This is a genomic window from Nocardiopsis valliformis DSM 45023 (genome assembly GCF_000340985.1).
Classification (GTDB): Bacteria; Actinomycetota; Actinomycetes; order Streptosporangiales; family Streptosporangiaceae; genus Nocardiopsis; species Nocardiopsis exhalans.
On record NZ_ANAZ01000019.1, the window covers coordinates 150,837 to 175,118 of the forward strand.

The 24,282-nt window shown below is 70.7% G+C and carries 24 protein-coding genes and 2 pseudogenes; 13 read left to right on the forward strand and 13 right to left on the reverse strand.

Translation table 11 applies throughout. From position 1 onward, the window contains the following. Positions 1–48: 48 nt before the first annotated feature. Positions 49–261 (forward strand): annotated as a pseudogene (locus tag D457_RS37830) (maleylpyruvate isomerase N-terminal domain-containing protein); the annotation flags it as partial. Between the two features lie 117 nt (positions 262–378). Here the strand turns inward: D457_RS37830 and D457_RS0119555 are convergent. The 5 genes from D457_RS0119555 to aztB all read right to left on the reverse strand — a co-directional run bounded on the left by D457_RS0119555 (position 379) and on the right by aztB (position 5,392). Further along, positions 379–777, reverse strand: a complete 399-nt coding sequence (locus tag D457_RS0119555; protein ID WP_051072971.1) for a winged helix-turn-helix transcriptional regulator — start codon at positions 775–777, stop codon at positions 379–381. 299 nt (positions 778–1,076) lie between these two features. Then, the gene (gene aztD, locus D457_RS0119560; protein ID WP_017582366.1) at positions 1,077–2,267 is read right to left on the reverse strand and encodes a zinc metallochaperone AztD; all 1,191 of its coding nucleotides are present in this window, start codon (positions 2,265–2,267) and stop codon (positions 1,077–1,079) included. 94 nt (positions 2,268–2,361) lie between these two features. Further along, positions 2,362–3,303, reverse strand: a complete 942-nt coding sequence (aztC, locus tag D457_RS0119565) for a zinc ABC transporter substrate-binding protein AztC (protein WP_017582367.1) — start codon at positions 3,301–3,303, stop codon at positions 2,362–2,364. Next, the gene (locus D457_RS0119570) at positions 3,300–4,475 is read right to left on the reverse strand and encodes a hypothetical protein (protein ID WP_017582368.1); all 1,176 of its coding nucleotides are present in this window, start codon (positions 4,473–4,475) and stop codon (positions 3,300–3,302) included. The genes aztC and D457_RS0119570 overlap by 4 nt, the downstream gene beginning before the upstream one ends. Positions 4,476–4,483: 8 nt before the next feature. Further along, positions 4,484–5,392, reverse strand: coding sequence for a zinc ABC transporter permease AztB (gene aztB / locus D457_RS0119575; protein ID WP_017582369.1), 909 nt, complete (start codon positions 5,390–5,392; stop codon positions 4,484–4,486). Positions 5,393–5,482: 90 nt separating this feature from the next. On the opposite strand from aztB, the gene aztA reads away from it, so the two are divergent. The 7 genes from aztA (at position 5,483) to D457_RS0119610 (ending at position 11,920) form a co-directional block, all read left to right on the forward strand. Beyond that, positions 5,483–6,124: a zinc ABC transporter ATP-binding protein AztA gene (gene aztA / locus D457_RS0119580; RefSeq protein ID WP_017582370.1), complete on the forward strand. Its 642-nt coding sequence runs from the start codon at positions 5,483–5,485 to the stop codon at positions 6,122–6,124. A 73-nt stretch (positions 6,125–6,197) separates the two neighbouring features. Beyond that, positions 6,198–6,590, forward strand: coding sequence for a VOC family protein (locus tag D457_RS0119585; protein ID WP_017582371.1), 393 nt, complete (start codon positions 6,198–6,200; stop codon positions 6,588–6,590). Between the two features lie 408 nt (positions 6,591–6,998). Beyond that, complete coding sequence (locus D457_RS0119590) at positions 6,999–7,820, forward strand: helix-turn-helix domain-containing protein (protein WP_017582372.1); 822 nt, start codon at positions 6,999–7,001, stop codon at positions 7,818–7,820. Between the two features lie 164 nt (positions 7,821–7,984). After that, entirely contained in the window at positions 7,985–9,010 is a 1,026-nt protein-coding gene (locus tag D457_RS0119595; protein WP_017582373.1) for an iron-siderophore ABC transporter substrate-binding protein, read from the forward strand. After that, positions 9,007–10,080 carry a FecCD family ABC transporter permease gene (locus D457_RS0119600; protein WP_017582374.1) on the forward strand — a complete coding sequence of 358 codons (1,074 nt, stop codon included), beginning with the start codon at positions 9,007–9,009 and terminating at the stop codon, positions 10,078–10,080. The genes D457_RS0119595 and D457_RS0119600 overlap by 4 nt, the downstream gene beginning before the upstream one ends. After that, positions 10,077–11,111, forward strand: a complete 1,035-nt coding sequence (locus D457_RS0119605) for a FecCD family ABC transporter permease (protein ID WP_017582375.1) — start codon at positions 10,077–10,079, stop codon at positions 11,109–11,111. The genes D457_RS0119600 and D457_RS0119605 overlap by 4 nt, the downstream gene beginning before the upstream one ends. Beyond that, positions 11,108–11,920 carry an ABC transporter ATP-binding protein gene (locus D457_RS0119610; protein ID WP_017582376.1) on the forward strand — a complete coding sequence of 271 codons (813 nt, stop codon included), beginning with the start codon at positions 11,108–11,110 and terminating at the stop codon, positions 11,918–11,920. The genes D457_RS0119605 and D457_RS0119610 overlap by 4 nt, the downstream gene beginning before the upstream one ends. Positions 11,921–12,072: 152 nt before the next feature. Here the strand turns inward: D457_RS0119610 and D457_RS0119615 are convergent, their stop codons facing one another. From D457_RS0119615 to D457_RS0119625, 3 genes are all read right to left on the reverse strand, one after another. After that, complete coding sequence (locus D457_RS0119615; protein WP_026116816.1) at positions 12,073–14,517, reverse strand: ATP-binding cassette domain-containing protein; 2,445 nt, start codon at positions 14,515–14,517, stop codon at positions 12,073–12,075. Between the two features lie 65 nt (positions 14,518–14,582). Further along, positions 14,583–14,993: a VOC family protein gene (locus D457_RS0119620; protein ID WP_039831558.1), complete on the reverse strand. Its 411-nt coding sequence runs from the start codon at positions 14,991–14,993 to the stop codon at positions 14,583–14,585. 10 nt (positions 14,994–15,003) lie between these two features. Further along, the gene (locus D457_RS0119625) at positions 15,004–15,456 is read right to left on the reverse strand and encodes a helix-turn-helix transcriptional regulator (RefSeq protein ID WP_017582379.1); all 453 of its coding nucleotides are present in this window, start codon (positions 15,454–15,456) and stop codon (positions 15,004–15,006) included. Positions 15,457–15,621: 165 nt separating this feature from the next. Between D457_RS0119625 and D457_RS0119630 the strand changes: the two genes are divergently transcribed. Beyond that, positions 15,622–16,644 (forward strand): zinc-binding dehydrogenase, encoded by a 1,023-nt coding sequence (locus D457_RS0119630; RefSeq protein WP_017582380.1) that lies wholly within the window; start codon positions 15,622–15,624, stop codon positions 16,642–16,644. Positions 16,645–16,647: 3 nt separating this feature from the next. Here D457_RS0119630 and D457_RS35390 read toward each other — a convergent pair. Together D457_RS35390 and D457_RS0119635 are read right to left on the reverse strand one after the other, a co-directional pair. Further along, positions 16,648–16,764, reverse strand: a pseudogene (locus D457_RS35390) (VOC family protein); the annotation flags it as partial. 74 nt (positions 16,765–16,838) lie between these two features. Then, the gene (locus D457_RS0119635) at positions 16,839–18,071 is read right to left on the reverse strand and encodes an MFS transporter (RefSeq protein WP_017582381.1); all 1,233 of its coding nucleotides are present in this window, start codon (positions 18,069–18,071) and stop codon (positions 16,839–16,841) included. A gap of 299 nt (positions 18,072–18,370) precedes the next feature. On the opposite strand from D457_RS0119635, the gene D457_RS0119640 reads away from it, so the two are divergent. The 4 genes from D457_RS0119640 to D457_RS0119655 are packed head-to-tail and all read left to right on the forward strand — an operon-like array spanning position 18,371 to position 21,985. Continuing rightward, positions 18,371–19,093, forward strand: a complete 723-nt coding sequence (locus D457_RS0119640; protein WP_017582382.1) for a class I SAM-dependent methyltransferase — start codon at positions 18,371–18,373, stop codon at positions 19,091–19,093. Then, complete coding sequence (locus D457_RS0119645; protein WP_017582383.1) at positions 19,090–19,944, forward strand: Rossmann-like domain-containing protein; 855 nt, start codon at positions 19,090–19,092, stop codon at positions 19,942–19,944. Before D457_RS0119640 ends, D457_RS0119645 begins: the two co-directional genes overlap by 4 nt. Continuing rightward, positions 19,941–21,008: a GHMP family kinase ATP-binding protein gene (locus D457_RS0119650; protein ID WP_017582384.1), complete on the forward strand. Its 1,068-nt coding sequence runs from the start codon at positions 19,941–19,943 to the stop codon at positions 21,006–21,008. Before D457_RS0119645 ends, D457_RS0119650 begins: the two co-directional genes overlap by 4 nt. Next, positions 20,966–21,985 (forward strand): pyridoxal-phosphate dependent enzyme, encoded by a 1,020-nt coding sequence (locus tag D457_RS0119655; RefSeq protein ID WP_026116818.1) that lies wholly within the window; start codon positions 20,966–20,968, stop codon positions 21,983–21,985. The genes D457_RS0119650 and D457_RS0119655 overlap by 43 nt, the downstream gene beginning before the upstream one ends. Before the next feature lie 150 nt (positions 21,986–22,135). Here D457_RS0119655 and folE read toward each other — a convergent pair whose 3' ends face one another. From folE to D457_RS0119670, 3 genes are read right to left on the reverse strand one after another with little or no spacing between them, the layout of a single operon-like run. Further along, entirely contained in the window at positions 22,136–22,729 is a 594-nt protein-coding gene (folE, locus tag D457_RS0119660) for a GTP cyclohydrolase I FolE (RefSeq protein WP_039831525.1), read from the reverse strand. 51 nt (positions 22,730–22,780) lie between these two features. Beyond that, positions 22,781–23,659 (reverse strand): bifunctional 5,10-methylenetetrahydrofolate dehydrogenase/5,10-methenyltetrahydrofolate cyclohydrolase, encoded by an 879-nt coding sequence (locus D457_RS0119665; protein WP_017582387.1) that lies wholly within the window; start codon positions 23,657–23,659, stop codon positions 22,781–22,783. Continuing rightward, positions 23,656–24,279: a cyclodeaminase/cyclohydrolase family protein gene (locus D457_RS0119670; RefSeq protein ID WP_017582388.1), complete on the reverse strand. Its 624-nt coding sequence runs from the start codon at positions 24,277–24,279 to the stop codon at positions 23,656–23,658. Before D457_RS0119670 ends, D457_RS0119665 begins: the two co-directional genes overlap by 4 nt. Between the last annotated feature and the right edge of the window lie 3 nt (positions 24,280–24,282).

Here is a 24,282-nt window from a genome sequence, read left to right on the forward strand (position 1 = left end):
ACGTGTTTTCGAAATTCGCCTTCTCTTCTTTTTCAGCGGGAGTGGTCCATGACCGTTGTCAACGGTGACCGCAAGAAGCCCGAGGCGCGGGCCCTGGAGCCGCAGGAAGGGCTCAGCAGAGCCGTCGAACTGGCCGGGCAGGTCGTCGCCGGGGTGCGCTCTGATCAGTACGACGCCCCGACCCCCTGCCCCGAGTACAGCGTGCGGGACCTGCGCAACCACGTCGTGGCGGTGCTGCGCAGGGTGGCGGTGATCGGTCGCGGTGGTTCCTTCGCCAGCGTCCCGCGCTTCGCTCGGGACGTCGCGGACGGCGAGTGGAAGGCGGTCTGGGAAATCGCAGCGTGTGCGGCCGACGACGTGTGGGGCGGGCCCGCGGGTTCAGGTGCGGGTCGGTGGGGAGCCCTGGGTGTCGTATTGCCTGCGGGCCCGCTCCACCTCGTCCGGGTGGCTGGCGGACCACTGCGCCAGTGTGGCGAAGAGCGGGGAGAGGCTGCTGCCGAGCTCGGTGATCTCGTACTCCACCTGGGGCGGGACCTCGGCGTGGTAGGTGCGGCGGACCAACCCGTCCCGCTCCATCTGCCGGAGCCGCTGGGTCAGTACCTTCGGTGAGATGGTGCCGATGTGCCGCTGCAACTCGACGAAGCGCTGGCGCCCGTGGGTGTGCAGGGTCCACAGGACCGGGGTGGTCCAGCGGCTGAAAACCAGGTCCACCACGGGACTGATCGGACAGGCCTGGTCACTCCGGGGCGGCTCCCGGTCCGTCAGGTCCGTGGTCATGAACACCCTTTCGAGGAAGTCGGGTTTCACTGGATCCCTACTTTGCCCGGGGTGTGGATTCCGTTCGCGGCGCGGGTGTGAAAAGGCGTCCGGTAGCCACAGTTGGATTTTTTGGATGTGGTGGGTTTTTCCCTTTCCGGGGTCCTGCTTCGCGTCTTTGTCGAGGGTCACATTTCCGTCGGACAATGCACCGGCTCGCTCGCGTCCGTGCTGGCCCTACCGCGAATGGGCCGCCTGGGTACCGGCGCTCAGAGAAGAGCAGGTACTCAGGCGGCCCGGGGGCTGTCGCGTCCGATGCCCTAGTGGGTGACGCCGCTCAGCTCGTTGGGGGTCTCGTCCAGCTTCACCGAGCCGGTCACCTCACCGGTGCCCAGGTCGACCGCGTGGATCTGCTGGGTGGCCGGGTCGCTCACGTAGGCGGTGCCGCCTCGGACGAAGAGGGTGGGACGGGGGTCCTGCCACTCCAGGGGCTCCTCCCACTCGTCCATCAGCTCGATGCTGTCGGTGAGCTCGCCCGTCTCGGGGTCGATGATGTGCAGGGCACCGTCGGTACCCAGGACCAGGGCCTCGCCGTCCGGGCCGCGGCCCAGGGAACGGAAGGTGTAGCTGGAGGGCAGGTCGACCAGCTCCAGGCTGGCGTCGGTGGTGTCGATCAGTGCGATGCGCTCGGGGCGCTCCAGTTCGGCGTCCGGGTCGGTCTTGTAGTCGCCCAGGATGATCGGCGATTGGTCGGAACCGGCCTGGTTGCCGATCCGGCCGTAGTCGTCCTCGGCGTCCACCTTGGTGAACGCGCCGTCCTGGTAGATCAGGGCCCCGTCCTGGCATCCGATCGCGATGGCTCCGCCCTGCGCGGCGCTCTCACCGTGCACTCCCGGGCAGTCCTCGCTGCGGGCGATCTCCTCCTGGTTCTCGTCCAGGACGATGGCGCCGACCCGCTCCTCCTCGTCGCCGAGGGTCACGAGGAGTTCGCCGTTCGCCAGTTCGACCGCCACACCGTGGTGGGCCTCCTCGGCGGTGTAGACGTCGAGGTCCTCGGGCAGTCCGTTGCCGAGGGCGTCGCTGTCGAAGGCGGTGATCTCGCCGGTCCCGTCGGCGAACAGGACGGTCCGGTCGTCGTGCCGCACGACGTGCCCGGGGGTGTCGGCGGTGAAGAGGGTGTCGGTCAGTTCCGCTCCCGCGGCGTCCAGGACCTGGAAGCCCTCGGAGGTGGAGACGAAGACATGCCGCTCGTCCCCGCCGGGGTTGATCCGGTTGAAGCCCTCCAGTTCGATGTCCCCGACCACTTCGAGCGTCTCGCCGTCCAGGACGTACAGTCCGCCGTCGTAGGTGGTGACCACGGGCTCCGAGGCGACAACCTCTGCCGGGGAACCCTCCTCGTCGGTTCCGGAGGCCTCCTCCCCGTCGGATCCGGTGCCGCAGGCGGTCAGCAGGAGACCGGCGGACAGCAGGGCTGGTAGGGCCGCCCCACGGGTGATTCGGTTGGTGCGCATGCTTGTTCTCTCCGGGATGGATGGTGTGCGGGAAAGGGGAAACGGGGGGTACGCGGTGCGGAGCGGCCCGGTGACGGGCTCACTCCCCGCGCAGTCAATCGCTGCGCAGACCGGCGGTGATGGCTTCGGTGTTGGCGCGCATCATCTCGAGGTAGGTCTCTGCGCCTCCGCCCTCCGCGCTCAGGGACTCGGAGTGCAGGGGGATCACCTCGATGTCCACACCGGCCTCCTCCGCCATGACGGTGGCCAGGCGGTCGGGCTGTGAGGAGTCGGCGAAGACGGCCGACACACCCGCTTCGGCCACGGCGTCCGATAGCTCCTTGAGGTCGGAGGTGCTGGGGGATGCCAGGGTGGTGCCGCTGGGGATCACCGCGCCGATGACCTCGAAGTCGTAGCGGTCGGCGAGGTATCCGAAGACGTGGTGGTTGGTCACGAGCCTGCGGTTCTCGGCTGGCAGGGCGGCGAACTCCTCGGTCATCCAGGTGTCGAGTTCGGCGACCTCGGCCGCGTAGGCCTCGGCGTTGGCACGCACGGCGTCGGTGTCGACCCCGTCGACCGCCTCGATCACGTGTTCCGTGATCAGGTCCACGGCCAGCAGCACCCGCTCCGGGTCGGTCCAGAAGTGCGGGTCGGGTTCGCCCTCGCTCTCGTCGGACGTGTACGGCAGGGGGTCGATGCCCGCGCCGACCTCCAGGGTGGGCACCTCGGCCTCCTCTGCCGCGGTGACGTTGTGCGCGACCCCCTCTTCCAGGCCGAGGCCGTTGTGTACGACCAGGTCGGCGTTCTCCAGGGTCGCGGCCTCGCGGGCGGAGATCGCGAAGGAGTGCGGGTCGGTGTCGGGCGGCATCAGCACGGTGACCGGTACCTGTTCGCCGACGATGTGTTCGGTGATGTCGCCGAGGATGTTGGTGGTCACCACGATCCCGGTGCCCTCGCCTTCGGCGGAGCAGGAGGTGAGGGTGACGGCGAAGCCGGTGGCCACGAGGGCTGAGAGGGCGCGTGCGGTCGCGGTGGTTCGGGGGTGCAAGTCGGTCACCGTCCGGTCTCGACCATCAGGTGCGGCGCGATCCCCGGGTCGAGGGTGCGGGCCACACGAAGGTCGTCGTTGTAGTCGATCTCGTGGACGACCCCGGATTCGGGGTCGCTGACGTAGGCGCGGGAGGCGTCCGCCTGGATGGTGGGCGGGTGCTCGGTGTCGACCACGTCGAGCAGTGCGGTGGAGGCTTCCTCCTCGCCGGTCTCGTGGTCGAGGGAGCGCAGGGTCCCGTCCTCGGTCAGGACCAGGACCGGGGCCTCCTCGCCGACCGCTGTCGCCGCCACGGCGCCGGGCTGCTCGAACTCCCGCCACTCGCTCTCGGCCAGGTCCAGTACCCAGAGGGTGTCCTCTGCGGGCAGTGTGGCCAGGACCGCGGACCCCGGGCGGTGGTGGAATGCTCCGGAGCGGTCCTCCCCGGGGTGGGGAAGGATCTCGGCTTCGAGGGTGTCGTCCTGCTCGGTGACGTGCAGGGTGCCCTCCATGCAGCCGATCACCAGGCCCCGCCGGGTGAGGGCCGCGCTGTCAGGGTCGGTGCAGCTCTCGCCGAGTGACTCCGCGGCCGTACCGTCGCGCTCGGTGGATCTGACGGTGCCCTCGGAGCTGTCCACGGTGACCAGGACCCCCTTGTAGGGGTAGGCCGCGGCTCCCTCGTCGGGCAGGGCGTCAGCGGAGGTGACCGAACCGTCCTCCAGTTCGGATCGTTCCAGGACCAAAGACCCGCCTTCGCCTCCGTTCACCGAGGTCAGGGCGGTGTCGGTGACCACGTACGGGGAGGCCGTGAGGTCGAGGGAACCCACGTGAGCGGAACCGGTTCGGTAGTAGTGGTTGTGGTCGCCGTGGTCCACGGTCCACACACCACTGTCGAAGACGTTGGTGGTCCCATCACCGGATGAATGCAGATAAGCGAAGCGGCCGTCCCCCGTGATGCCGTCGACCCCGGGTACCTCACCGAGTTCGGAGACCTCCTCGGTGATCAGGTCCAGGAGGTGCACCTGCCCGGTGTCGGTGTCGGCGAGGACCAGGCGGGACTGCGGTTCGGCGGTCTCCTCCGCGCCCTCCACGTAGCCGTGGGGGGTCTGTTCGTCGTCGGGCTCACCAGCGGCCTCGGGGGAACCGCCGAGACAACCGGAGACGAGCAGGGGGAACAGCGCCGCTGGGATCAGGGCGGTCATGGGGCGACTCAAGACGTCACCTGCCTCTCCAGAGTGGTGGACGGGGGTGTGGATTCAGGGGAGCCAGCGGCCTCCGAGGGGGTGGGGCGCGCTCTCGCGGCCAGCCGCGAGCGCAGCCCGGCGGTCAGTGCGGAGACGAAGAAGAACGCCACCGCCGAGGCCGCGATGGTCGCGCCCGCCGCCGTGCCCCAGTGCCAGGACACGAGCAGGCCGACGTAGGTCGCGGCGCCGCCCAGCAGGGCGGCGGTGACCATGATCGCGGGGATGCTCCTGGCCCAGAGCAGCGCCGCCGCTGGAGGCGCGATGAGCAGACCGAACACCAGCAGGGTGCCGACCACGTGGAACGAGGCGACCACAGCGAGGGTGACCAGGCCCAGCAGAGCGAAATGGGCCAGTCGCGGGGCCAGGCCCAGGGTGTGCGCCTTGCGGGGGTCGAAGGCCAGCGCGGCGAAGGCCCGGTGACCCGCGACCGCGATCACCAGCGCCACCGCGAGGGAGAGTCCCAGGTGGAGCAGATCCCGCTCCCGTACGCCCAGGACGTCGCCGAAGAGGAAGGCGGTGAGGTCCACGGCGAAGGACGCCGAGTGCGAAACCAGAATCACACCCACCGAGAGCATCCCCACGAACAGCAGGCCGATGCTCGTGTCCTGGGACAGCCGGGGTGAGCGGCTCAGCGCGGTCACCCCGGCTGCCATGGCCGTCGCGGCCAGGGCAGCACCCAGGAACAGGCTCTGCCCGAGCAGGGCGGCCAGGGCCACCCCGGGCAGCATGCCGTGCGACATCGCGTCCCCGAGGAAGGCCATGCCCCGCAGGACGACCCAGGTACCCGCGATCGCGCAGATGGCCGAGACCAGGAGCCCGGCCCACAGCGCACGCTGTACGAAGGTGACCCCGAAGGGTTCGATCAGTGCTTCCATGATGGGACACTCTATAACGATAACCATTATCGTTTCCAAATCGGGCTGAACGGTCGGTATCCGAACACCCGGAGAGCAGAGGGGCGCGACGTGCTGCTGGACGACCTGTACGCGGGCTATGGGAGGACCGACGTCCTCAAGGGGGTGAGCGCCGAGATCCCCGAGGGGGCGGTGACCGCCCTGGTGGGGCCCAACGGTGCGGGAAAGTCAACGCTGCTCGGGGTCCTGGCGGGCACAGTGCCGCTCAGACGGGGAAAGGTCACACCGGACCGGGGCGCTCGAAGCGCCCGGGCGGCCCGCCCCGCCTTCGTCGTGCAGCGCAGCGCGGTCCCCGACACCCTGCCGCTCACCGTGCGGGCCACGGTGGCCATGGGCCGCTGGGCGCACCGGGGGCTGTGGCGCCCGCTCACCCGCCACGACCGGGCGGTGGTCGCCCGCTGCATGGAACGGACCGGGGTCGCCGACCTCGCCGACCGCGGCCTCGGCGAGCTCTCCGGCGGTCAGCGCCAGCGCGCCCTGATCGCCCAGGGGCTGGCCCAGGAGGCGGACCTGTTGCTCCTGGACGAACCCTCGGCCGGGCTGGACCACGAGGCCCGGGAGCGGATCGGTCGGACCATCGCCGCAATCGCGGCCGAGGGGGTCACGGTCGTGCACGCCACCCACTTCGCCGAGGAGGCGCGAGGGGCGGACCACCTGCTCACCCTGGACCAGGGGAGGGCGGCGGCCGTGTGATCCGCCCGACGGCCGAAGAGGCTGCGGGCCGGTGCGCTTCCCAGGCGGATCGGGGGATGCGACCATGCCGGATATGGACGTTCTGAGCAGCCGCCTGCTGTTGCGGCCCACCGACCTTCAGCGCAGTCGTGACTTCTACCGGGACGTGCTGGGGCTGGCGGTGCACCGCGAGTTCGGCGACCCCGAGGCCCTCGGGACGGTGTTCTTCCTGGGCAACGGGCTGCTGGAGGTCTCCGGGACCGCCGAACCGTCCGGGGTTGCGCCGTTGGCCCTGTGGCTGCAGGTGCGCGACGTGGAAGCCGAGTACACCCGGTTGACGGCGGCCGGGGTCACCGGGCTGCGTGAGCCCCGGACGGAGTTCTGGGGGCTGGTCGAGGCGTGGATCGCCGACCCCGACGGGGTGCGGATCGTCCTGGTCCAGATCCCCGACGACCACCCCCTGCGCCGGGACCAGCGCTCACTGTGACGCGGGCTGGTCGCTCGGTGATCTCCTCGGCCAGCCACGGCACACTCTGTTCAAGGGTGTTGGGGGCCTCGGCCACGCTGACCGGCTCCACGCCCAGAGCGAGGAGTTCCTCGGCAGGGGCGAAGCCGAGCGCGACCACCAGCTCCGGCGCCTGTTCGACGGTGACCTCCCCGTGGGCGGTCCGCACCGTCAGCGGGTACGTTCCGTCGCCCGAGCCGCTGGGGCCCTTCTCCGTGTCCTGGGCTGTTCCGCATCCTGCGATCAGCAGAACCGCCAGAGCGCCGGATGCTCTCACCGCTATCCGTGTCACCGGAAACCTTCCCGAGCCAGAAAACAAGGCAGGGCTCCCCTTGCTCTCGCTGGGAGTTCTCATCGGGGCATAACCTTGGTGACGTGGTCATACGAGACATGGCGCCGAACCCCGCAGCCGGGCGCGGCAAGCGCCGCGGACGGACGGAGAGGGTCGACAGCCGCAGGCTCCCCCTCTACACGGCGGGCGAGATCGACGTGCCGTTCGTGGTCTACGGAACCGACGAGGTCATCGCCCGCGACACCTACTGGGAGGAGCACTCCCACCCCACGCACGAGCTGCTCTGGAACCAGCGCGGCGCGTCCACTGCCAGGATCGGGGTGCGGGTCTGGACCATCACCCCGTCGGTGGGCCTGTGGATCCCGGCCGGAACACTCCACTCCGGGTGGACCCCGGCAGGCACCTGGCACCACGCCGCGCAGTTCGGCATCCACGCGGTCCCGGCGATCGCGGACACCCCCGTCGCGGTGGAGGTCACCCCGTTGCTGCGGCTGCTGCTGGAGCGGCTCAACACCGAGGATCTGGCCCCCGACTCTCGCGCCAAGACCGAGGCACTGGTGCTGGACCTGCTGGCGCCCGCCCCGGTCGAACTCCTCCTGAAGATTCCCGAGTCCTCGCTGCTGGCGCCGATCGTGTCCGCCGTGCGCGCCGACCCGGCCGACGACACCACCCTGGTGGCCTGGGCGGCGCGGCTGGGCGTGAGCGGCCGGACCATCACGCGGGCCTTCCGGGCGCAGACCGGGCTCGGGTTCAGTCAGTGGCTGGCCGTCGCGCGCGTGCAGCACGCGATCACGCTGCTGTGTGGGGGAGAGGAGATCGAGGAGGTCGCCGAGCGGGTCGGCTACCACTCGGCGAGCGCGTTCGGCACGGTGTTCCGGCGGGTCACCGGGATGAGCCCCGGGCGGTTCCGCGCACAGTAATCGCCGGGTCAGTGGCCGGGCCTGTCATTGGCGTGGTGTCCGTTTTGCGAGGAAGGGTGTCCTCTTCGCGCGATTGCGAACCTACTGAGTGCGCCCTAAATTCGGTTAGGCAAACCTAACTCCCGGTTTTCGGGGGTGTACAGGGACACCACCGGAAGGACACCATGCCCCGCGTTTCAAGGCTGGCCGGCATCGCCACGGCCGCGCTGATCCCCCTCACCCTCGCCGCCTGCTCTTCTTCCCCCGCCGAGGAGGGCTCCGCGAACTCCGGTGACTGGACCCCCGTCACCGTCGAGCACGCGCTCGGCACGACGACCATCGACTCCGCGCCCGAGCGGGTCGCCACGGTCAACTGGGCCAACCACGAGGTCCCCCTGGCCCTGGGCGTCGTCCCGGTCGGCATGGCCGCCGCCAACTTCGGCGACGACAACGACGACGGGGTGCTCCCGTGGGTCGAGGAGAAGCTCCAGGAGCTGGACGCCGAGACCCCCGTGCTCTTCGACGAGACCGACGGCATCGACTTCGAAGCGGTCGCCGACACCGCGCCCGACGTCATCCTCGCCGCCTACTCCGGGCTCACCCAGGAGGACTACGACACCCTGAGCGAGATCGCCCCCGTCGTCGCCTACCCCGAGACCGCCTGGGGCACCTCCTGGCGCGACACCATCGAGCTGAACAGTGCCGCCCTCGGCATGGCCGACGAGGGCGCCGAGCTCATCGCCGAGCTGGAGGCCGAGATCGCCGACGCGGTCGCCGAACACCCCCAGATCGAGGGCACCTCGGCCATGTTCCTCACCCACGTGGACACCAGCGACCTCAGCGAGGTCAGCTTCTACACCACGCACGACACCCGCGCGCTGTTCTTCGAGGACATCGGCTTGACCACCCCCGAGAGCGTGGCCGACGCCTCCGCCGAGACCGACCAGTTCTCCCTCACCCACAGCGCCGAACAAGCCGACACCTTCGACGACGTCGACATCATCGTCACCTACGGCGGCGACGAACTGGTCGAGGCCCTCGAGGACGACCCGCTGCTGGCCCAGATGCCCGCCGTGGAGAACTCGGCCGTGGTCAGCCTGCCCGGCGACAGCCCGCTCGGCACCGCCGCCAACCCGACCCCGCTGTCGATCTCCTGGGTCCTCGACGACTACCTGTCGCTCCTGGCCGGGGCCGCTGACGGGGCACAGTGACCGCGCAGCACCCCTCCACACAGAACGCCTCAACACAGAGCGCCTCCGCCCAGACGGGGGCCGCCACCGTGCGGCCCCCGCGCCGGGGCCGCCCCCTCTGGCTGCTCCTGACCCTCGCGGTCCTGCTGGGCCTGATGTTCCTCTCGGTCTCCGTCGGCTCCCGCGATGTCGAGTGGGCCGACATCGTGGCGGCCTTCGGCGGTTCGACCGAGGGATTCAACGAGGCCGCGGTCGCCAAACGCATCCCCCGAACCCTGCTCGCCGTGCTCGTCGGTGCGGCCCTCGGGGTCTCCGGCGCGGTCATGCAGGGCGCCACCCGCAACCCCCTGGCCGACCCCGGCATCCTGGGCGTCAACATGGGCGCCTCGCTCGCCGTGGTCACCGGCGTGGCCTTCTTCGGGCTGGCCACCGCCACCGAGTACATCTGGTGGGGGATCGCCGGGGCCGGGATCACCGCGCTGTTCGTGCACGTCATCGGCTCCATGGGCCGCGGCGGCCCGACCCCGCTCAAACTCGCCCTCGCCGGAGCCGCCACCTCTGCCGCGCTGGCCTCGTTCATCAGCGCCGTCGTGCTCCCGCGCAACGACATCGCCGACGGGATCCGTTCCTGGCAGATCGGCGGGGTCGGCGGCGGCACCTATGACGCCATCTCCCACGTGCTGCCCTTCCTCACGGTCGGCTTCATCGTCTGCCTGCTCTCCGCGCGCGGGCTCAACCTCCTAGCCCTGGGCGACGAACTCGCAGCCGGGCTGGGCCAACGCGTGGAGGCCACACGGATCACCGCCTCCGTCGGCGCCGTCGTGCTCTGCGGGGCCAGCACCGCCGTCACCGGCCCCATCGGTTTCGTCGGCCTGGTCGTCCCGCACGTGTGCCGCCTGCTCGTCGGGGTGGACCACCGCTGGCTGCTGCCGTTCTCGGCCCTGACCGGAGCAGCGCTGCTCACCGCCGCGGACGTGCTCGGCCGCATCGTGGCGCGCCCCGGACAGATCGATGTGGGGATCGTGACCGCCCTGGTCGGCGCCCCCTTCTTCATCTACATCGTCAGACGCCAGAAGGTGCGTGCCCTGTGAGCATCTCCACCGTCGAGACCGTCACCCGCGGTCGCAGGCTCCGCGCCCGCCGACGGCACACCGTCGTCGGCGTCCTCGCCGCCCTGATCGTCCTCGGCTTCGCCGTCACCCTCATGGTCGGGCAGACCTTCTACCCGCCCGGTGACGTTGCCCGGGTCGTCCTCGGCCAGGACGTCCCCGGCGCCTCGTTCACCGTGGGGCGACTGCGCCTGCCCCGTGCCGTACTCGCCATCACCGCCGGAATGTGCTTCGGGATGGCCGGTGTCACCTTCCAGACCATGCTGCGCAACCCGCTGGCCAGCCCCGACATCATCGGCATCAGCGCGGGCGCCGGCGCGGCCGCGACCTTCGCCATTGTGGTGCTCTCCCTGGACAGGACCGGGGTGTCGGTCTTCGCGATTGTTGCCGGGCTCGGTGTGGCCCTGCTCGTGTACGCGCTCTCGTACAAGAGCGGGGTCTCCGGTACCCGGCTCATCCTGATCGGCATCGGCGTCGCCGCCATGCTCAACAGCATCACGTCGTACATCCTCGACCGCGCCGCCACCTGGGACCTGCAGGAGGCGATGCGCTGGCTCACCGGCAGCCTCAACGGCACCAGCTGGAACGCGACCCTGCCGGTGGTCGTCGCGCTGGTCCTGATCGCGCCGATACTGCTAGGTCTGGGCAACGACCTCTCTGCGCTCCAGCTGGGCGACGACACCGCCTCGGCCCTGGGCGTGCGGGTGGACCGCACCCGGCTGCTGGCGATCGTCGGCGCCGTCGGGCTGATCGCCTTCGCCACCGCCGCGGCCGGACCGATCGCCTTCGTAGCCTTCCTGTCCGGGCCGATCGCCGCCCGCCTGGTGGGCTCGGACGGATCCCTGCTGGTGCCCTCAGCGCTGGTCGGAGCGCTGCTGGTCCTGGTGGCCGACTTCTGCGGACAGTTCGCCTTCGGGACCCGCTTCCCCGTCGGGGTCGTCACCGGCGTGCTCGGTGCCCCCTACCTCGTCTACCTCATCGTCCGCACCAACCGTGTGGGAGGCTCCCTGTGACCACGGACCACTCGCTCATCGTCGAGGAACTCACCCTCGGCTACCAGGACTGCGACGTCATCGACGCCCTGGACCTGGCCGTCCCGCCCGGCCGGATCACCGCGATCGTCGGCGCCAACGCCTGCGGCAAGTCCACGCTGCTGCGCTCGATGTCACGCCTGTTGGCGCCCCGCAGCGGCCGGGTGCTGCTCGACGGTCAGGAGGTGCACCGCATGCGGCCCAAGTCGGTGGCGCGCACGCTCGGCCTGCTGCCGCAGTCGCCGGTGGCCCCGGAGGGCATCACCGTGTCCGACCTGGTCGGCCGGGGCAGGCACCCGCACCAGCGGATGCTCACCCGGTGGAGCCGTCAGGACGACGAGGCGGTGGCCGAGGCCCTGGAAGCCACGGGGACGGTGGAGCTGGCCGATCGGCCGGTGGACGAGCTCTCCGGCGGACAGCGTCAGCGGGTGTGGATCGCGATGGCGCTCGCCCAGCGCACGGACCTGCTGCTCCTGGACGAGCCCACCACCTTCCTTGACGTCAGCCACCAGGTCGAGGTCCTGGACCTGCTCACCGATCTCAACGCCTCGCGCGGCACCACGATCGTGCTGGTCCTGCACGACCTCAACCTCGCAGCCCGCTACTCCGACCACCTCATCGCGCTCGCCGACGGCGGACTCCACGCGGCGGGCCCGCCCGGGCAGGTGCTCACCCCCGAGCTGGTGCGGGCGGTGTTCGGGATGGAGAGCCGGATCATCACCGACCCCACCTCGGGCAAGCCGCTGATGCTGCCTATCGGCAGGCACCACCGGGCGGTCCCGGTGGACTGACCGCCGATTTTGCGAGGTTCTGCCTAGGGGCCCGTACACCCGACGACACCGGGTGTACGGGCCCCTTCGTGCTGGCCGGACCCCGCCGGAGCGCACGTGAGACGTTGAACCCCGACGGCCGAACTTCTACCGACCAAAGATCTAACCGTTCGCTAAGGCTCCGGTTGGTTCCGGTCCGCGCCGACATACTCCGCCAGGTGGTGACCTGTGAGAGTGGGGCGGTCGGCGACCAGGTCGGCCGGGGTGCCCTCGAAGACGACCCGGCCGCCCTCCTGCCCGGCGCCCGGCCCGAGGTCGATAATCCAGTCGGCGTGCGCCATGACCGACTGGTGGTGCTCGATCACGATCACCGACTTCCCGCACTCCACCAGCTGGTCCAGCAGCCCGAGCAGGTGCTCGACATCGGCCAGGTGCAGCCCGGTGGTCGGTTCGTCCAGCACGTAGACCCCGCCCCGGTCCGCCATGTGGGTGGCCAGCTTGAGCCGCTGGCGCTCACCGCCGGAGAGCGTGGTCAGCGGCTGGCCCAGGCTGAGGTAGCCCAGCCCCACGTCGACCAGCCGGGTCAGAATCTTCTGCGCCGCCGGGGTCCGCGCCTCGCCTTCGCCGAAGAACGCGTCGGCCTCGGCCACCGACATCGCGAGCACCTCACTGATGTCGCGCCCGCCCAGCCGGTACTCCAGGACCGAGTTGTCGAACCGGCGCCCCTCGCACTCCTCACAGGTGTTGGCGATACTGGCCATGAACCCGAGGTCGGTGTAGGTCACGCCGATGCCCTTGCAGACCGGGCAGGCGCCCTCGGAGTTGGCGCTGAACAGCGCGGGCTTGACCCCGTTGGCCTTCGCGAACGCCTTGCGGACCGGGTCGAGCAGCCCGGTGTAGGTGGCCGGGTTGCTGCGCCGCGAACCGCGGATGGGGCTCTGGTCCACGGAGACCACCTCCGTACCTGCAGCCGCCTTCCCCGCGGCCGCCTTTCCCTGGACTGTGCGCCCCTTGGCCAGCGACTCCTGCACGAGCGAGCTCTTGCCGGAACCGGCCACGCCGGTCACGACGGTAAGCACCCCGAGCGGGATGTCGACGTCGACGTCGCGCAGGTTGTGCGTGTTCGCCCCGCGCACCTCCAGCCTGCCGTCGGGGGTGCGCACCTCGTCCTTGAGTACCGCCCGGTCGTCCAGGTGGCGGCCGGTGGTGGTGCCGCTGCCGCGCAGCCCCTCGACCGTGCCCTCGAAGCAGACCGTGCCGCCCGCCGAACCCGAACCGGGGCCCAGGTCCACGACGTGGTCGGCGATCGCGATGGTGTCGGGTTCGTGCTCCACGACCAGCACCGTGTTGCCCTTGTCCCGGAGCCGCAGCAGCAGGTTGTTCATCCGCTCGACGTCGTGCGGGTGCAGCCCCGCGGTGGGTTCGTCGAACACGTACGTGGTGTCGGTGAGCGAGGAGCCCAGGTGACGGATCATCTTGGTGCGCTGCGCCTCACCGCCGGACAGCGTGCCGGCGGCCCGGTCGAGCGAGAGGTAGCCCAGGCCGATCTCCACGAACGAGTCCAGGGTCTGGCGCAGCGCCGTGAGCAACGGAGCGGCCGAGGGTTCGTCCAGATCGCGCACCCACGCGGCCAGGTCGGTGATCTGCATGGCGCAGGCGTCGGCGATGCTCGCACCCTTGATCCTCGAGGAGCGGGCGGCCTCGCTGAGCCGGGTCCCCTCGCACACCGGGCAGTCGGTGAAGGTGACCGCGCGCTCCACGAACTCCCGGATGTGCGGCTGCATCGCCTCCTTGTCCTTGGACAGGAAGGACTTGCGCAGCTTGGGGATCAGCCCCTCGAAGGTCAGGTTGGACTTGTCCACCTTGACCTTGACCGGCTCGTGGTGGAGGAAGTCCCGCATCTCCTGGTCGGTGTACTCGCGGATCGGTTTGTCCGGGTCGAAGAACCCCGACGCCTTGTAGGTGCGCACCGTCCAGTAGTCGTCCGACTTCCAGCCGGGAATGGTGAACGCGCCCTCGGCGAGTGACTTGGAGTCGTCGAAGAGCTCGCGCAGGTCGAAGTCGGTGACCTTGCCGCGGCCCTCGCAGTTCGTGCACATGCCGCCGGTGCGGGTGAAGGTGGCCTTCACGGTCTTGCGGTCGCCGCGCTCCACCGTGATCGCGCCACTGGCCTTGACCGAGGCGACGTTGAACGAGAAGGAGTGCGGTGAACCCAGATAGGGACGGCCCAGGCGGCTGAACAGGATGCGCAGCATCGCGTTGGCGTCGGTGGCGGTGCCCACGGTCGACCTCGGGTCGGCGCCCAGCCGCTCCTGGTCCACGATGATCGCGGTGGTCAGCCCGTCAAGGACGTCCACCTCAGGGCGGGGCAGGGACGGCATGAAGCCCTGCGCGAAGGTGCTGTAGGTCTCGTTGATCATCCGCTGCGACTCCGCGGCGATCGTGCTGAACACCAAGGAGCTCTTGCCCGAACCGGAGACCCCGGTGAACACCGTCAACCGGCGTTTGGGGATCTCGATACTGACGTCCTTGAGGTTGTTCTCGCGTGCACCGTGCACCCGGATCAGTTCGTGGGAGTCGGCCGGGTGCCGCTCGTGCGGACCGGTGTCCTTGCTCATCGTGCTCTTCTTCGTCTCGGCGCTCAGCGCGGTCTTCGCGGTCACTGCGGACTCGGCCCGGACGCTCAGTTCAGACCCTTGATACGCAGCAGGTTGCCCGCCGGGTCGCGGAAGGCGCAGTCGCGCACGCCGTAGGGTTGGTCGATGGGTTCCTGTACGACCTCGGCACCGCTGGCCACCAACCGTTCGAAGGTGGCGTCCACGTCCGGGGCAGCCAGGTTCAGGAAGGCGTAGGTGCCCTTGGCCATCATCTCGGTGATGGTCTGGCGTTCCTCGTCGGTGACACCGGGGTCGGCCACCGGCGGCTCCAGGACCACCGAGGTGTCGGGCTGGCCTACGGGTCCCACCGTGATCCAGCGCATGCCGTTGTAGCCGACGTCGCCGCGGACCTCGAAGCCCAGGACGTCCCGGTAGAAGGCCAGGGAGACCTCGGGGTCGGTGTGCGGAAGGAAGCTGGCGTTGATCGTGATGTCCATGCCGGTCACATTACGACCGCCCGGTCGACCGTGCTTCTTGATTCCTGATCGGTCTGGTCACCTGTTTGACCACGCACGAGGGCATGCCCTCCACCTCGCCCACGGCCTGCCTGCGGTAGGTGCTGGGCGGCACCCCGACCAGCTCGGTGAACCGGGTGCTGAACGTGCCCAGCGAGGAGCAGCCGACCTCGAAGCACACCTCGGTGACGCTGCGGTCGCCGCGGCGCAGCAGGGCCATCGCGCGTTCGATGCGGCGGGTCATCAGATACGAGTAAGGCGACTCGCCGTAGGCGCGCCGGAATTCGCGGCTGAGGTGACCCGCGGACATGTGGGCGTCCCGGGCCAGCGCTTCGACGTTCAGGGGCTGGGCGTACTCCCGGTCGATCCGGTCGCGTACCCGGCGCAGCCGGACGAGATCGCTCAGGTGCCGCTCTGCGGCGGATCTGCTGGTCACCTGACTCATCGTGCCAGGCGGTACCGACAGATTCCAGCGACTCCATGCGGGGCCGCCCGGTCCCGGAGAAACCCGCCCCGGGGCAGGTCGGGACACGCTATCTTGCCACCCGTAGTCATATCATTACCTTTGGTCACGGGATGGGTCCGTGGCCCGACCCGGAGGAGGGTTCCAATGCGAGCGGCCCTGATGTACGGCGCCGGTGACGTCCGCGTGGAGAACGTGCCCGACCCCGTGCTGGTGGAGCCCACCGACGCGATCGTGCGGGTGGTCAGCAGCTGCGTGTGCGGCAGCGATCTGCACGCCTACCGGGCGATGCCCGCCGCCGAGACCGGCGTCCAGACCGGACACGAGTTCGTCGGCGTGGTCGAGGAGGTCGGCCGTGAGGTCACCTGGGTCAAGCCGGGCGAGCTGGTGGTGTCCCCGTTCGCCTACGCCGACAACACCTGCGACCTCTGCCGTGAGGGCGTGCAGACCTCCTGCCCGAACGGCGGTTTCCTCAGCGCCGCCCAGGCCGAACTGATCCGCGTCCCCCAGGCCCAGGGCACTCTGGTCCGGCTCCCGGTGGGGGAGGAGTCCGTCTTCCTGCCCTCCCTGCTCACCCTGGCCGACGTCTACGGCACCGGCTACCACGCGGCCCTGATCGCGGGGGTGAACGCCCGCACCACGGTCACCGTCATCGGCGACGGGGCCGTGGGACTGCTGTCCGTGCTCTCGGCCCGCCGGATGGGCGCCGAGCAGATCATCCTGATGGGGTGGCACAAGGACCGCACCGACCTGGGACGCGAGTACGGGGCCAGCGAGGTCGTGGCCGAACGCGGCCCCGAAGCAGTGGAGCGGGTCCGGGAACTGACCTCTGGCGAGGGCACCCACGCGGTGATCGAAGCCGTCGGGCACCTCGACGCCTACGAGACCGCCCTCGGCGTGGTCCGCCCCGGAGGCACCGTCAGCCGCGTGGGCGTGCCCCAGTACGACCAGGGGCCGATCGGCTTCGCCTCGGTGTTCGGCGCGAACATCACCCTGACCGGCGGACCCGCCCCGGTGCGCTCCTACATCGAGAAGCTCCTCCCCGACATCCTGGAAGGAAAGGTCAACCCGGGGCTGGTCTTCGACCATCACACCGACCTGGACGGCGTCCCCGAGGCGTACCGGCTGATGGACGAGCGTAAAACCCTCAAGGCGCTCATTCGCCCCTGAAGGTCAGTTCCCGGTCAGGCAGAAGGGATGCCCGGCCGGGTCCACCAGCACCCGCCACCGATCACCCCCGGGCTTATGGGCGCCCAACCCCAATTGCATCGCCTCGGCCTCCTCTGGGCCGTCGACCGCGAACGGCCGGGGCGATGGGCATCACGGAACCGCACGAAAGGCTTTTTGTTTCCAGAGGAGAAGGTCTAGGCGCGGCGGGTGCGGAAGTCGCGGGCCCCCGGGGCCAGGGCGGCCAGGGCCGGGGCGAGGACGCACAGGGCGGCGCAGGCCAGGAGGACGTTCTGCGGGCCGAAGGCCTGGGCGGCCGGGGCGATCAGGGCCAGGCCCACCGGGGCGAAACCGTAGGCGAGCAGGAAGTCGAGGGACGAGACCCGGGCCAGCTTGTCCGGGGCGACCTCGCGCTGGGCAGCGGTGAACCACGGGACGTTGAACAGTTCCACGCCCAGGCCCACGATCGCGTAGGCGGCGAACACCCACACGGCGCCGACCGGGAACACCAGGCTCAGCGGGGCCAGGGCGTACAGGCCCAGGCCGAACAGGGCCCACCAGCCCTGGGCCTGCGGCTTCCAGCGGGAGACCAGGAGCGCCCCGATGAGTGCTCCGCCGGTGTAGGCGGTCAGAGCTCCGGCCAGGACCGCCTCGGTGCCGTAGTGGTCACCGCTGGCCAGCGGCAGCAGCACGCTGGTCGAGGAGTAGCCCAGGGCGATGACCACGGTCAGGGCTCCCAGACCGGCGAGGAACCAAGTGTGGCGACGGGCCTCAGTGAGGCCCTCGACGAACTCCACGTGGAAGGGCGCGCGGGCCGGGCGGTCGGTGGGCGCGGGCGTGGCGGTGCCGGCGCGGGGGAGCAGAGCGGCGGCTAGCCACAGGCCCGCCGTGATCAGCAGGAGCGTCTGGGGGCCGGTGAGCGTGGCCAGCAGAGCGGTTAGTCCCGGGGCCAGGAAGGTGACCCCGCGGACGGAGAAGGTCAGGGCCGCGTTGGCCTGCTGGCGGTCGTCGGGGGCGACCACCTCGGCGGTCAGCGCCTGGAAGGCTGGGCGGCAGGCCCCCTGGCCCACGCCCACGACGGCGGCGGCCACGGCCATCAGCGCGACGGAGGTGCCCAGGCCCGCGGCGAGGACGGGGGTGGCGATCGCTGCGGCCAGGCCGGACCACAGGACCACCGAGCGGCGCGAGTAGCGGTCGGCGAGCAGACCGCCGAGGGGGACCGCGACCAGGAAGCCGGCGGTGCGGGTGGCCAGGACCAGCCCGAGCCCCACAGCGGTCAGCGAACCGTGCAGGACCGCCAGGCCCAGGATGAACGGCATGGCCCAGGTGGCCAGACCGGAGGCGGTGGTCGCGCACCACAGGCGGGCGAAGGTCGGCTGGAGCAGTGGACTGCGACGGCTCCGGAGCGGGCCGGACGTGTTCGGCGTCATCGTCGAGGACACGAAGAGTACTCATCTCGGTTCGGGGCGTGTTCGATCCTACTCTAATGAAAACGATAATCACTTGCGCCATGCTTGACCAACCGGCTCGTGGGCGGCCCGAGTCTGGCGCTTTGCCCGTTGCGTGCTTGATGAACCCCTCTGCCGGGGTTGGCGCTCGGGCGGAGGGGGCAACGACTCCCTGGGGTGAGTGAACTCTTAGTGACAATGATTATCGCTTTCGCTATGGTCTTCGGGGTCACCCCTCTCGGATCCCTCGCGAAGCCCCTCGAACCACCGAAAGGACGCACGTGGACCCCTCCCAGATCGCTCAGCTTCCCCCTCCGCTGCCGCCCGAGCAGATCATCGGCCTCAACCAGCCCAAGGTCGACCTGCACACCCGCCGCGACTACTCCTGGAACGGGTGGGAGTTCGAGGTTCCCCCTGAGGTGTTCCTTCCCGGCGCGACCAGCCGCATGATCCACCAGCGCATTCTTGACGACGACATTGACGTCCGCGGACGCGTCTACGCCGCCATGGGCGCCGGACTCGGGGTCGAGGCGGTGGTCGCCGGACTGCGCGGCGCCGGGCGGATCCTGGCCGTGGACGTCCACCCCGCCAGCGTGAAGGCGACCGAGCACAACTACCACCGGATCGTCGGTACCGGAGGCGGCTCAGAGCTCGTCCCGCTGGTCTCCGACCTCTTCACCGACATCCCAGACCGGCCACAGCTCGACGTGGTCACCTTCAACCCGCCTGCGGTGAGCCAGCAGGTCAGCGAGGACCCCGACATCGTCCGCAACGTCTGCGCGGGCCGCCCCGTCACCGACGCCTTCTTCACCCAGCTCGCCGAGCGCGACCTCCTGGCCCCCGGCGGCGAGGTCTACTTCGTCGCCTCCAACACCGCCGACCTGCGCCAGATCATCGGCCACGCCGCCCAGTGCGGCTTCACCGCACACGTCCACCACCGGCACGACTGGGGCGACGGCGTCCTGACCTACCTGTTCCGCCTCACCAGGGAGACCGGCAAGTGACATCCCCCCGCCACACCCCGAGCCCCCAGGACCCCAGAGCCCACCAGTACCCCCAAGCGCCCCACGACCTCGAAGAACTCCGCCAGTCCGTCCTCGCCACCCCCGACCTACCCGTCGCCACCAGCGTGTTCTGGGTCCACCACGGCACCCGCCTGGCCGGGGGCGACGTCACCTACCTCAACCAGTACGTCCTGGTCCGGATCGGCCGAGCCTTCGGCGCCTGCGCCTTCGAAGCGGGCCAGCTGGACCCCGACATCTGCGCCGAACTTTCCGGCAGACCCCTGGCCGACCTTCTCAGCGGCCCGGCCCCGGTACGGCTCGCCGCTCTGGACGCCTATCTGGGCCACGCCCAGCCGCACTCCGAGGACCCCCGCGCCGAGCGGGTCACCCTCCCCTACGGAACCCCCGAGGAGCGCGCCGTCGCCCGCGACCGCGCCATCGCCGGTCTGCTCCCCGAACCCGACGGGCGCCGCATCGCCCTGATCGGTGTGGTCAACCCCCTCGTGGCCGCCATCCGGGAACGGGGCGGCCAGTGCCTGCCCTGCGATCTGAACCTGCGCCGCACCCAGTGGGGCGACCCCGTCAGCCCGGACATGGACGAGGTGCTGGCCAAGGCCGACGCCGTCGTCGCCACCGGGATGACCCTGGGCAACGGCACCTTCGACCGCATCCTGGAGCGCTGCCGGGACCGGTCCGTGCCGCTGGTCGTGTACGCCCAGAGCGGCAGCGCGGTCGCCCGGGCCTTCCTCGGCTCGGGCGTCACCGCCGTGTCCGCCGAACCCTTCCCGTTCTCGCAGTTCAGCGCGGAACCGACCCACCTCTACCGATATCGAGAAGGAACCGACGAGTGACCCTTGGAACTGGACAGGCGACCTGCCACCACGGCGAGATCCTCCAGGGCGTGTTCCTGGACGAGAGGGGACGCCCCACCCGTGGTCTGGTCACCCTGCCGATGGCCGACCCTCGCACCCGGGCGGTGTTCACCCCGTTCTCGCCCCGGGCGCCCCGACGCGTCGTCGTCGACCCGCCGAACCGGGCCAAGGCCGCCCGGGCCGCGGAGCTCGCCGTCACCGAGTGCGCGCGCGTGGGCGGGGTGCGGCCGGTGGGCGGCTACCTCAGCGTCCGGGGCGGGGCCGCGCCCGGCCTGGGCATGGGGTCGTCCACGAGTGACGTGACGGCGGCGGTGCGCGCGGTCGCGGCGGGGCTCGGGGTGGAGCTCACGCCGGACGCCGTCGCACGGGTGGCGGTCGCCGCCGAGGGGGCCAGCGATCCGGTCATGTTCGGTGACCGGCCGCTGCTCTTCGCCCAGCGTGAGGGCCGGATTCTGGAGGAACTGGGCCCCGAGCTTCCGGAGATGGCGGTCGTGGGCTGCCTGACCGGAAGTGGCCAACCGGTGGACACCCTCTCCCTGGTGGGTACCGCACGACGTGGGGACATCGCCGTCTACGAGAGGTTGCGTGCCGCGCTGCGTACTGCGATCACCGAACGCGACGTGGCCGGGGTCGGGCACGTGTGCACCGAGAGCGCCATACTCAACCAGCGCGCGCTGCCCAAGGCGGAACTGGGCACGCTCCGGGAGGTCGCCCGCGGCTGTGGTGCGGTCGGCATCCAGGTGGCGCACAGCGGCAACGTCGCCGGAATCCTCTTCGACGCCACCGACCCCGAACTCCGTGCCCGGATCGACGCCGCCGCCGACCGGCTCGGCGCCGCCGGACTCGCCCCGCACCGGGTCTTCTCCACCTCGGCCGCCCGCACTCCTTCCTCCTCCACCGTCAAACCCCTCTCCTTCGAATCGGCAGTCCCCGCACCGGCCGTCCTCGCGGCGGTCTCGTCAGCACCGGCCCCTCCGACCCAGAGCACCGGGGAGCGATCTTGGACGACCACGTTTCCGAAGCCATCGCCAGACCTGACCTGATCGACCTCGGCGCGGGCCTGCTGTGCCTGCGCTTCGAGTCCATGAAGGTGGCCTCCGCCCTGGCGGCCGTACGCCACCTGCTCGACACCGGGGCGGTCCGTCCCGGTGACACCCTCATGGACAGCTCCAGCGGTATCTACGCCTACGGGTTGGCCCTGGCCGCACACCGGTACGGGCTGCACTGCCACATCATCGGCTCCACCACCATCGATCACCCGCTCCGCCAGCAGCTCGCGGTCTTGGGCGCCACCCTGGAGCAGATGCCGCCCTCGGACGACCTGCGGCTGGACCAGAACCGCCGGGTCCGCCGGGTCAAGCAGGTGCTGCGGGAGCACCCGGACTACCACTGGATGCGCCAGTACCACGACGTCATCCACGGCCTCGGCTACCGGGCGGTGGCCGACCAGATCCGCAAGGAGGCGGGGGAGGGTCCGCTGACCCTGGTGGGCGGGGTGGGTTCGGGGGCCTCCACCGGGGCGCTCGCCCGCTACCTGCGGGAGAGCGCCCCGGACACCCCGCTGGTGGGCGTCCAGCCGTTCGGTAGCGTCACCTTCGGCAGTGACCACGTCACCGACCCGCAGATCATCATCGCGGGCATCGGCAGCTCGATCCCGTTCGGCAATGTGGACCACACCCTCTACGACACCCTGCACTGGACCGGTTTCGACGCCGCCCTGGCCGGGAGCGTGGACCTGCTGCGCCGCCACGCGGTCTTCGCCGGGCTCTCCACCGGCGCCGCCTACCTGGTGGCCCGCTGGGAGGCGGCGGCCGACCCCGACCGCCGGGTGGTGTTCGTGGCAGCCGACACCGGACACCGGTACGTGGACTCGGTCTTCGCCCGCCACGAGGAGGCCCGCGACGTCGCCGACCTCTCCCCCCGGGAGATCGGCAGCCCCAAGGAGCTTTCCCTGCCCTGGTGCCGGATGGACTGGGGCCGCCAGCCCGCCCCCGAGCAGGCAGTCCATCGCAGCGACTGAGTCGGTAGTAGGGCACAAACAACCGTCCCGGGAGAGGAGGTCACCCCTCCCGGGACGGTTCGGGTCTTTTCGGGGCCGTGCTCATCATCCGCAACGAGTCTTGGCGGGAGGAAGCGCGTCGGTTCCCAAGGTGATCGGGGCGCCCGCCCCTCATCCTCCGGAGCGGGCGCGGCCGACCAGGGAGAGGAACTCCCGGCGCAGCTCCGCGTCCTTGCTCAACCTCCCGAGCATTGCTGAGGTGGACGTGCTGGAACCCGACGCCTGGACGCCGCGCATGGTCATGCACAGGTGCTCGGCCTCGATCACCACACCGACGGCGTCGGCGTCCAGGTTCCTGCTCAGGTACGAGGCGATCTGCTGGGTCAGCCTCTCCTGGACCTGCGGGCGGCGGGCGTAGTGCTCCACCACCCGCGCGAGCTTGGAGAGCCCGACGATGCGCGCACCGGGCAGGTAGCCCACGTGGGCCACCCCGCTGAAGGGGAGGAAGTGGTGCTCGCAGACCGAGTGCACGGGGATGTCCCGGGCGATGACGAAGTCCTGGTACGCGTGGTCGTTGGGGAAGGTGGTCACGGAGAAGGGCCGGGGAGCCAGGAGTTCGGCGTAGGCGCGGGCCATCCGCCCGGGCGTGTGCTCCGCCGCCTCGGGGTTCAGCGAGACGCCCAGGTGCCAGAGGAAGTCACGCGCGGCGGCCTCGGCCGAATCCAGGTCCACCGGGCCGGGCCCGGGCTCTTCCGTCACTGTCACAGGTGGTCCTCCGTTCGATGGTCCGCGCCGGTACCCGCCGTCCAACCGCGGCTATCCGGTCGCCGTACTGTGCGCGGCCTCTACGGTGTGGGCGAGCAGGAGCGCGGTGGTGACTGGCCCGACGCCGCCCGGCACCGGAGTGAGGGCACCCGCGACGCCGTCCACGGCGACCGCGTCCACGTCGCCCGTCAGGCCGTCGTCCGTGGCGTTGGTGCCCACGTCGACGGCCACCGCGCCCCCACCGACGTGTTCCGCGCCGATCAGGCCCGGCACCCCAGCCGCGACGATCACGATGTCGGCGGCGCGGGTGTGACCTTCGAGGTCCTCGGTCCGCGAGTGGCAGACCGTGACCGTCGCATGCCGCTCCAGCAGCAACAGCGCCACCGGGGTGCCGACCACGAGGGACCGGCCGACCATCGCGACGGTCCTGCCCGAGGGGTCGACTCCGTAGTGGTCGAGCAGCCGCACCACGGCCTCGGCCGTGGCGGGTGCGAAGCCGGGCAGACCCGCCGCGCAGCGGCCCAGGCTCTCCGGGTTCGCGCCGTCCACGTCCTTGGCGGGGTCGATCTCCGCCGCGAGTGCGGCCGAGGACATGCCGTCGGGCAGCGGGGTCTGCAGGATGATGCCGTGGACCAGCGGGTCCTCGCTCAGTGCGCGCAGTGTGCCCCGGACACGTGCCGGGGAGGCGGTCGGGCCCAGGTCGGCGATGTCGCACTCGATCCCGACGGTCGCGGCCGCCTTGGCGATCGAGCGCACGTACCACATGGTCGACCCGTCGTCCGTGGCTGTGACGACGACCAGCCTCGGCTGGATGCCCGCCGCGCCCAGCGCGGCGGCCCGCTCCCGCGCGCCCGCGCGGATCTGCGCGGCCAGCGGCTTGCCCGACAACGCGGTGGTGACCTGGTGCTCGGTTGTCGTCGTGGTGCTCATGCGGCGAGTACCTCCCTCACTGCTGCGGTGACCTTCTCCGCCCGTTCGACGATGGCGTCGACGGCCAGGGCCGAGGCGGAGAGCTCGGCCCTGGCTCCCTCGTCCTTGATTCCGCCCAGGTTGACCTCGACGTTCACCCGGGCCGTGGTGGCGGCGGCGCGGGCGGCTTCCGACGCCGCCGCCACGTCGGTGACCACGTTGCGGTTGCCGATCGGCAGGATGCGTTCGGCCAGCGAAACGACTTCGGCGGCGGTCTCGATCACCGCGACGGGCGGTTCACAGGCCTCCTTCAGGGCCGCCGCGATGGTGGCGGCGCGTTCGGCCTTCTCGTCGTCGGTGGAGCGGGGGAGCGCATAGGCGTCCACGACCGCGGAGAATGCCGCCGCGTCGGCCTCCGCGGCGCGCAGTGCCTCCACTCGCAGACGGTCGGAGGCCGCGACGGTCGCCGCGATCTCCTCTGAGTGCTCGGCGAAGCGAACGCCGTCGCTGTAGCGCGCCACCATGCCGACCAGCGCGGCGGCCTGGGCGGCGTGCACGGCGGCGGTGGCACCGCCGCCGGGCGCCGGCAGCCGTGCCGCGAGTTCGGTCAGGAAGCCGTCGATCGACTGACCACTGATCACGAT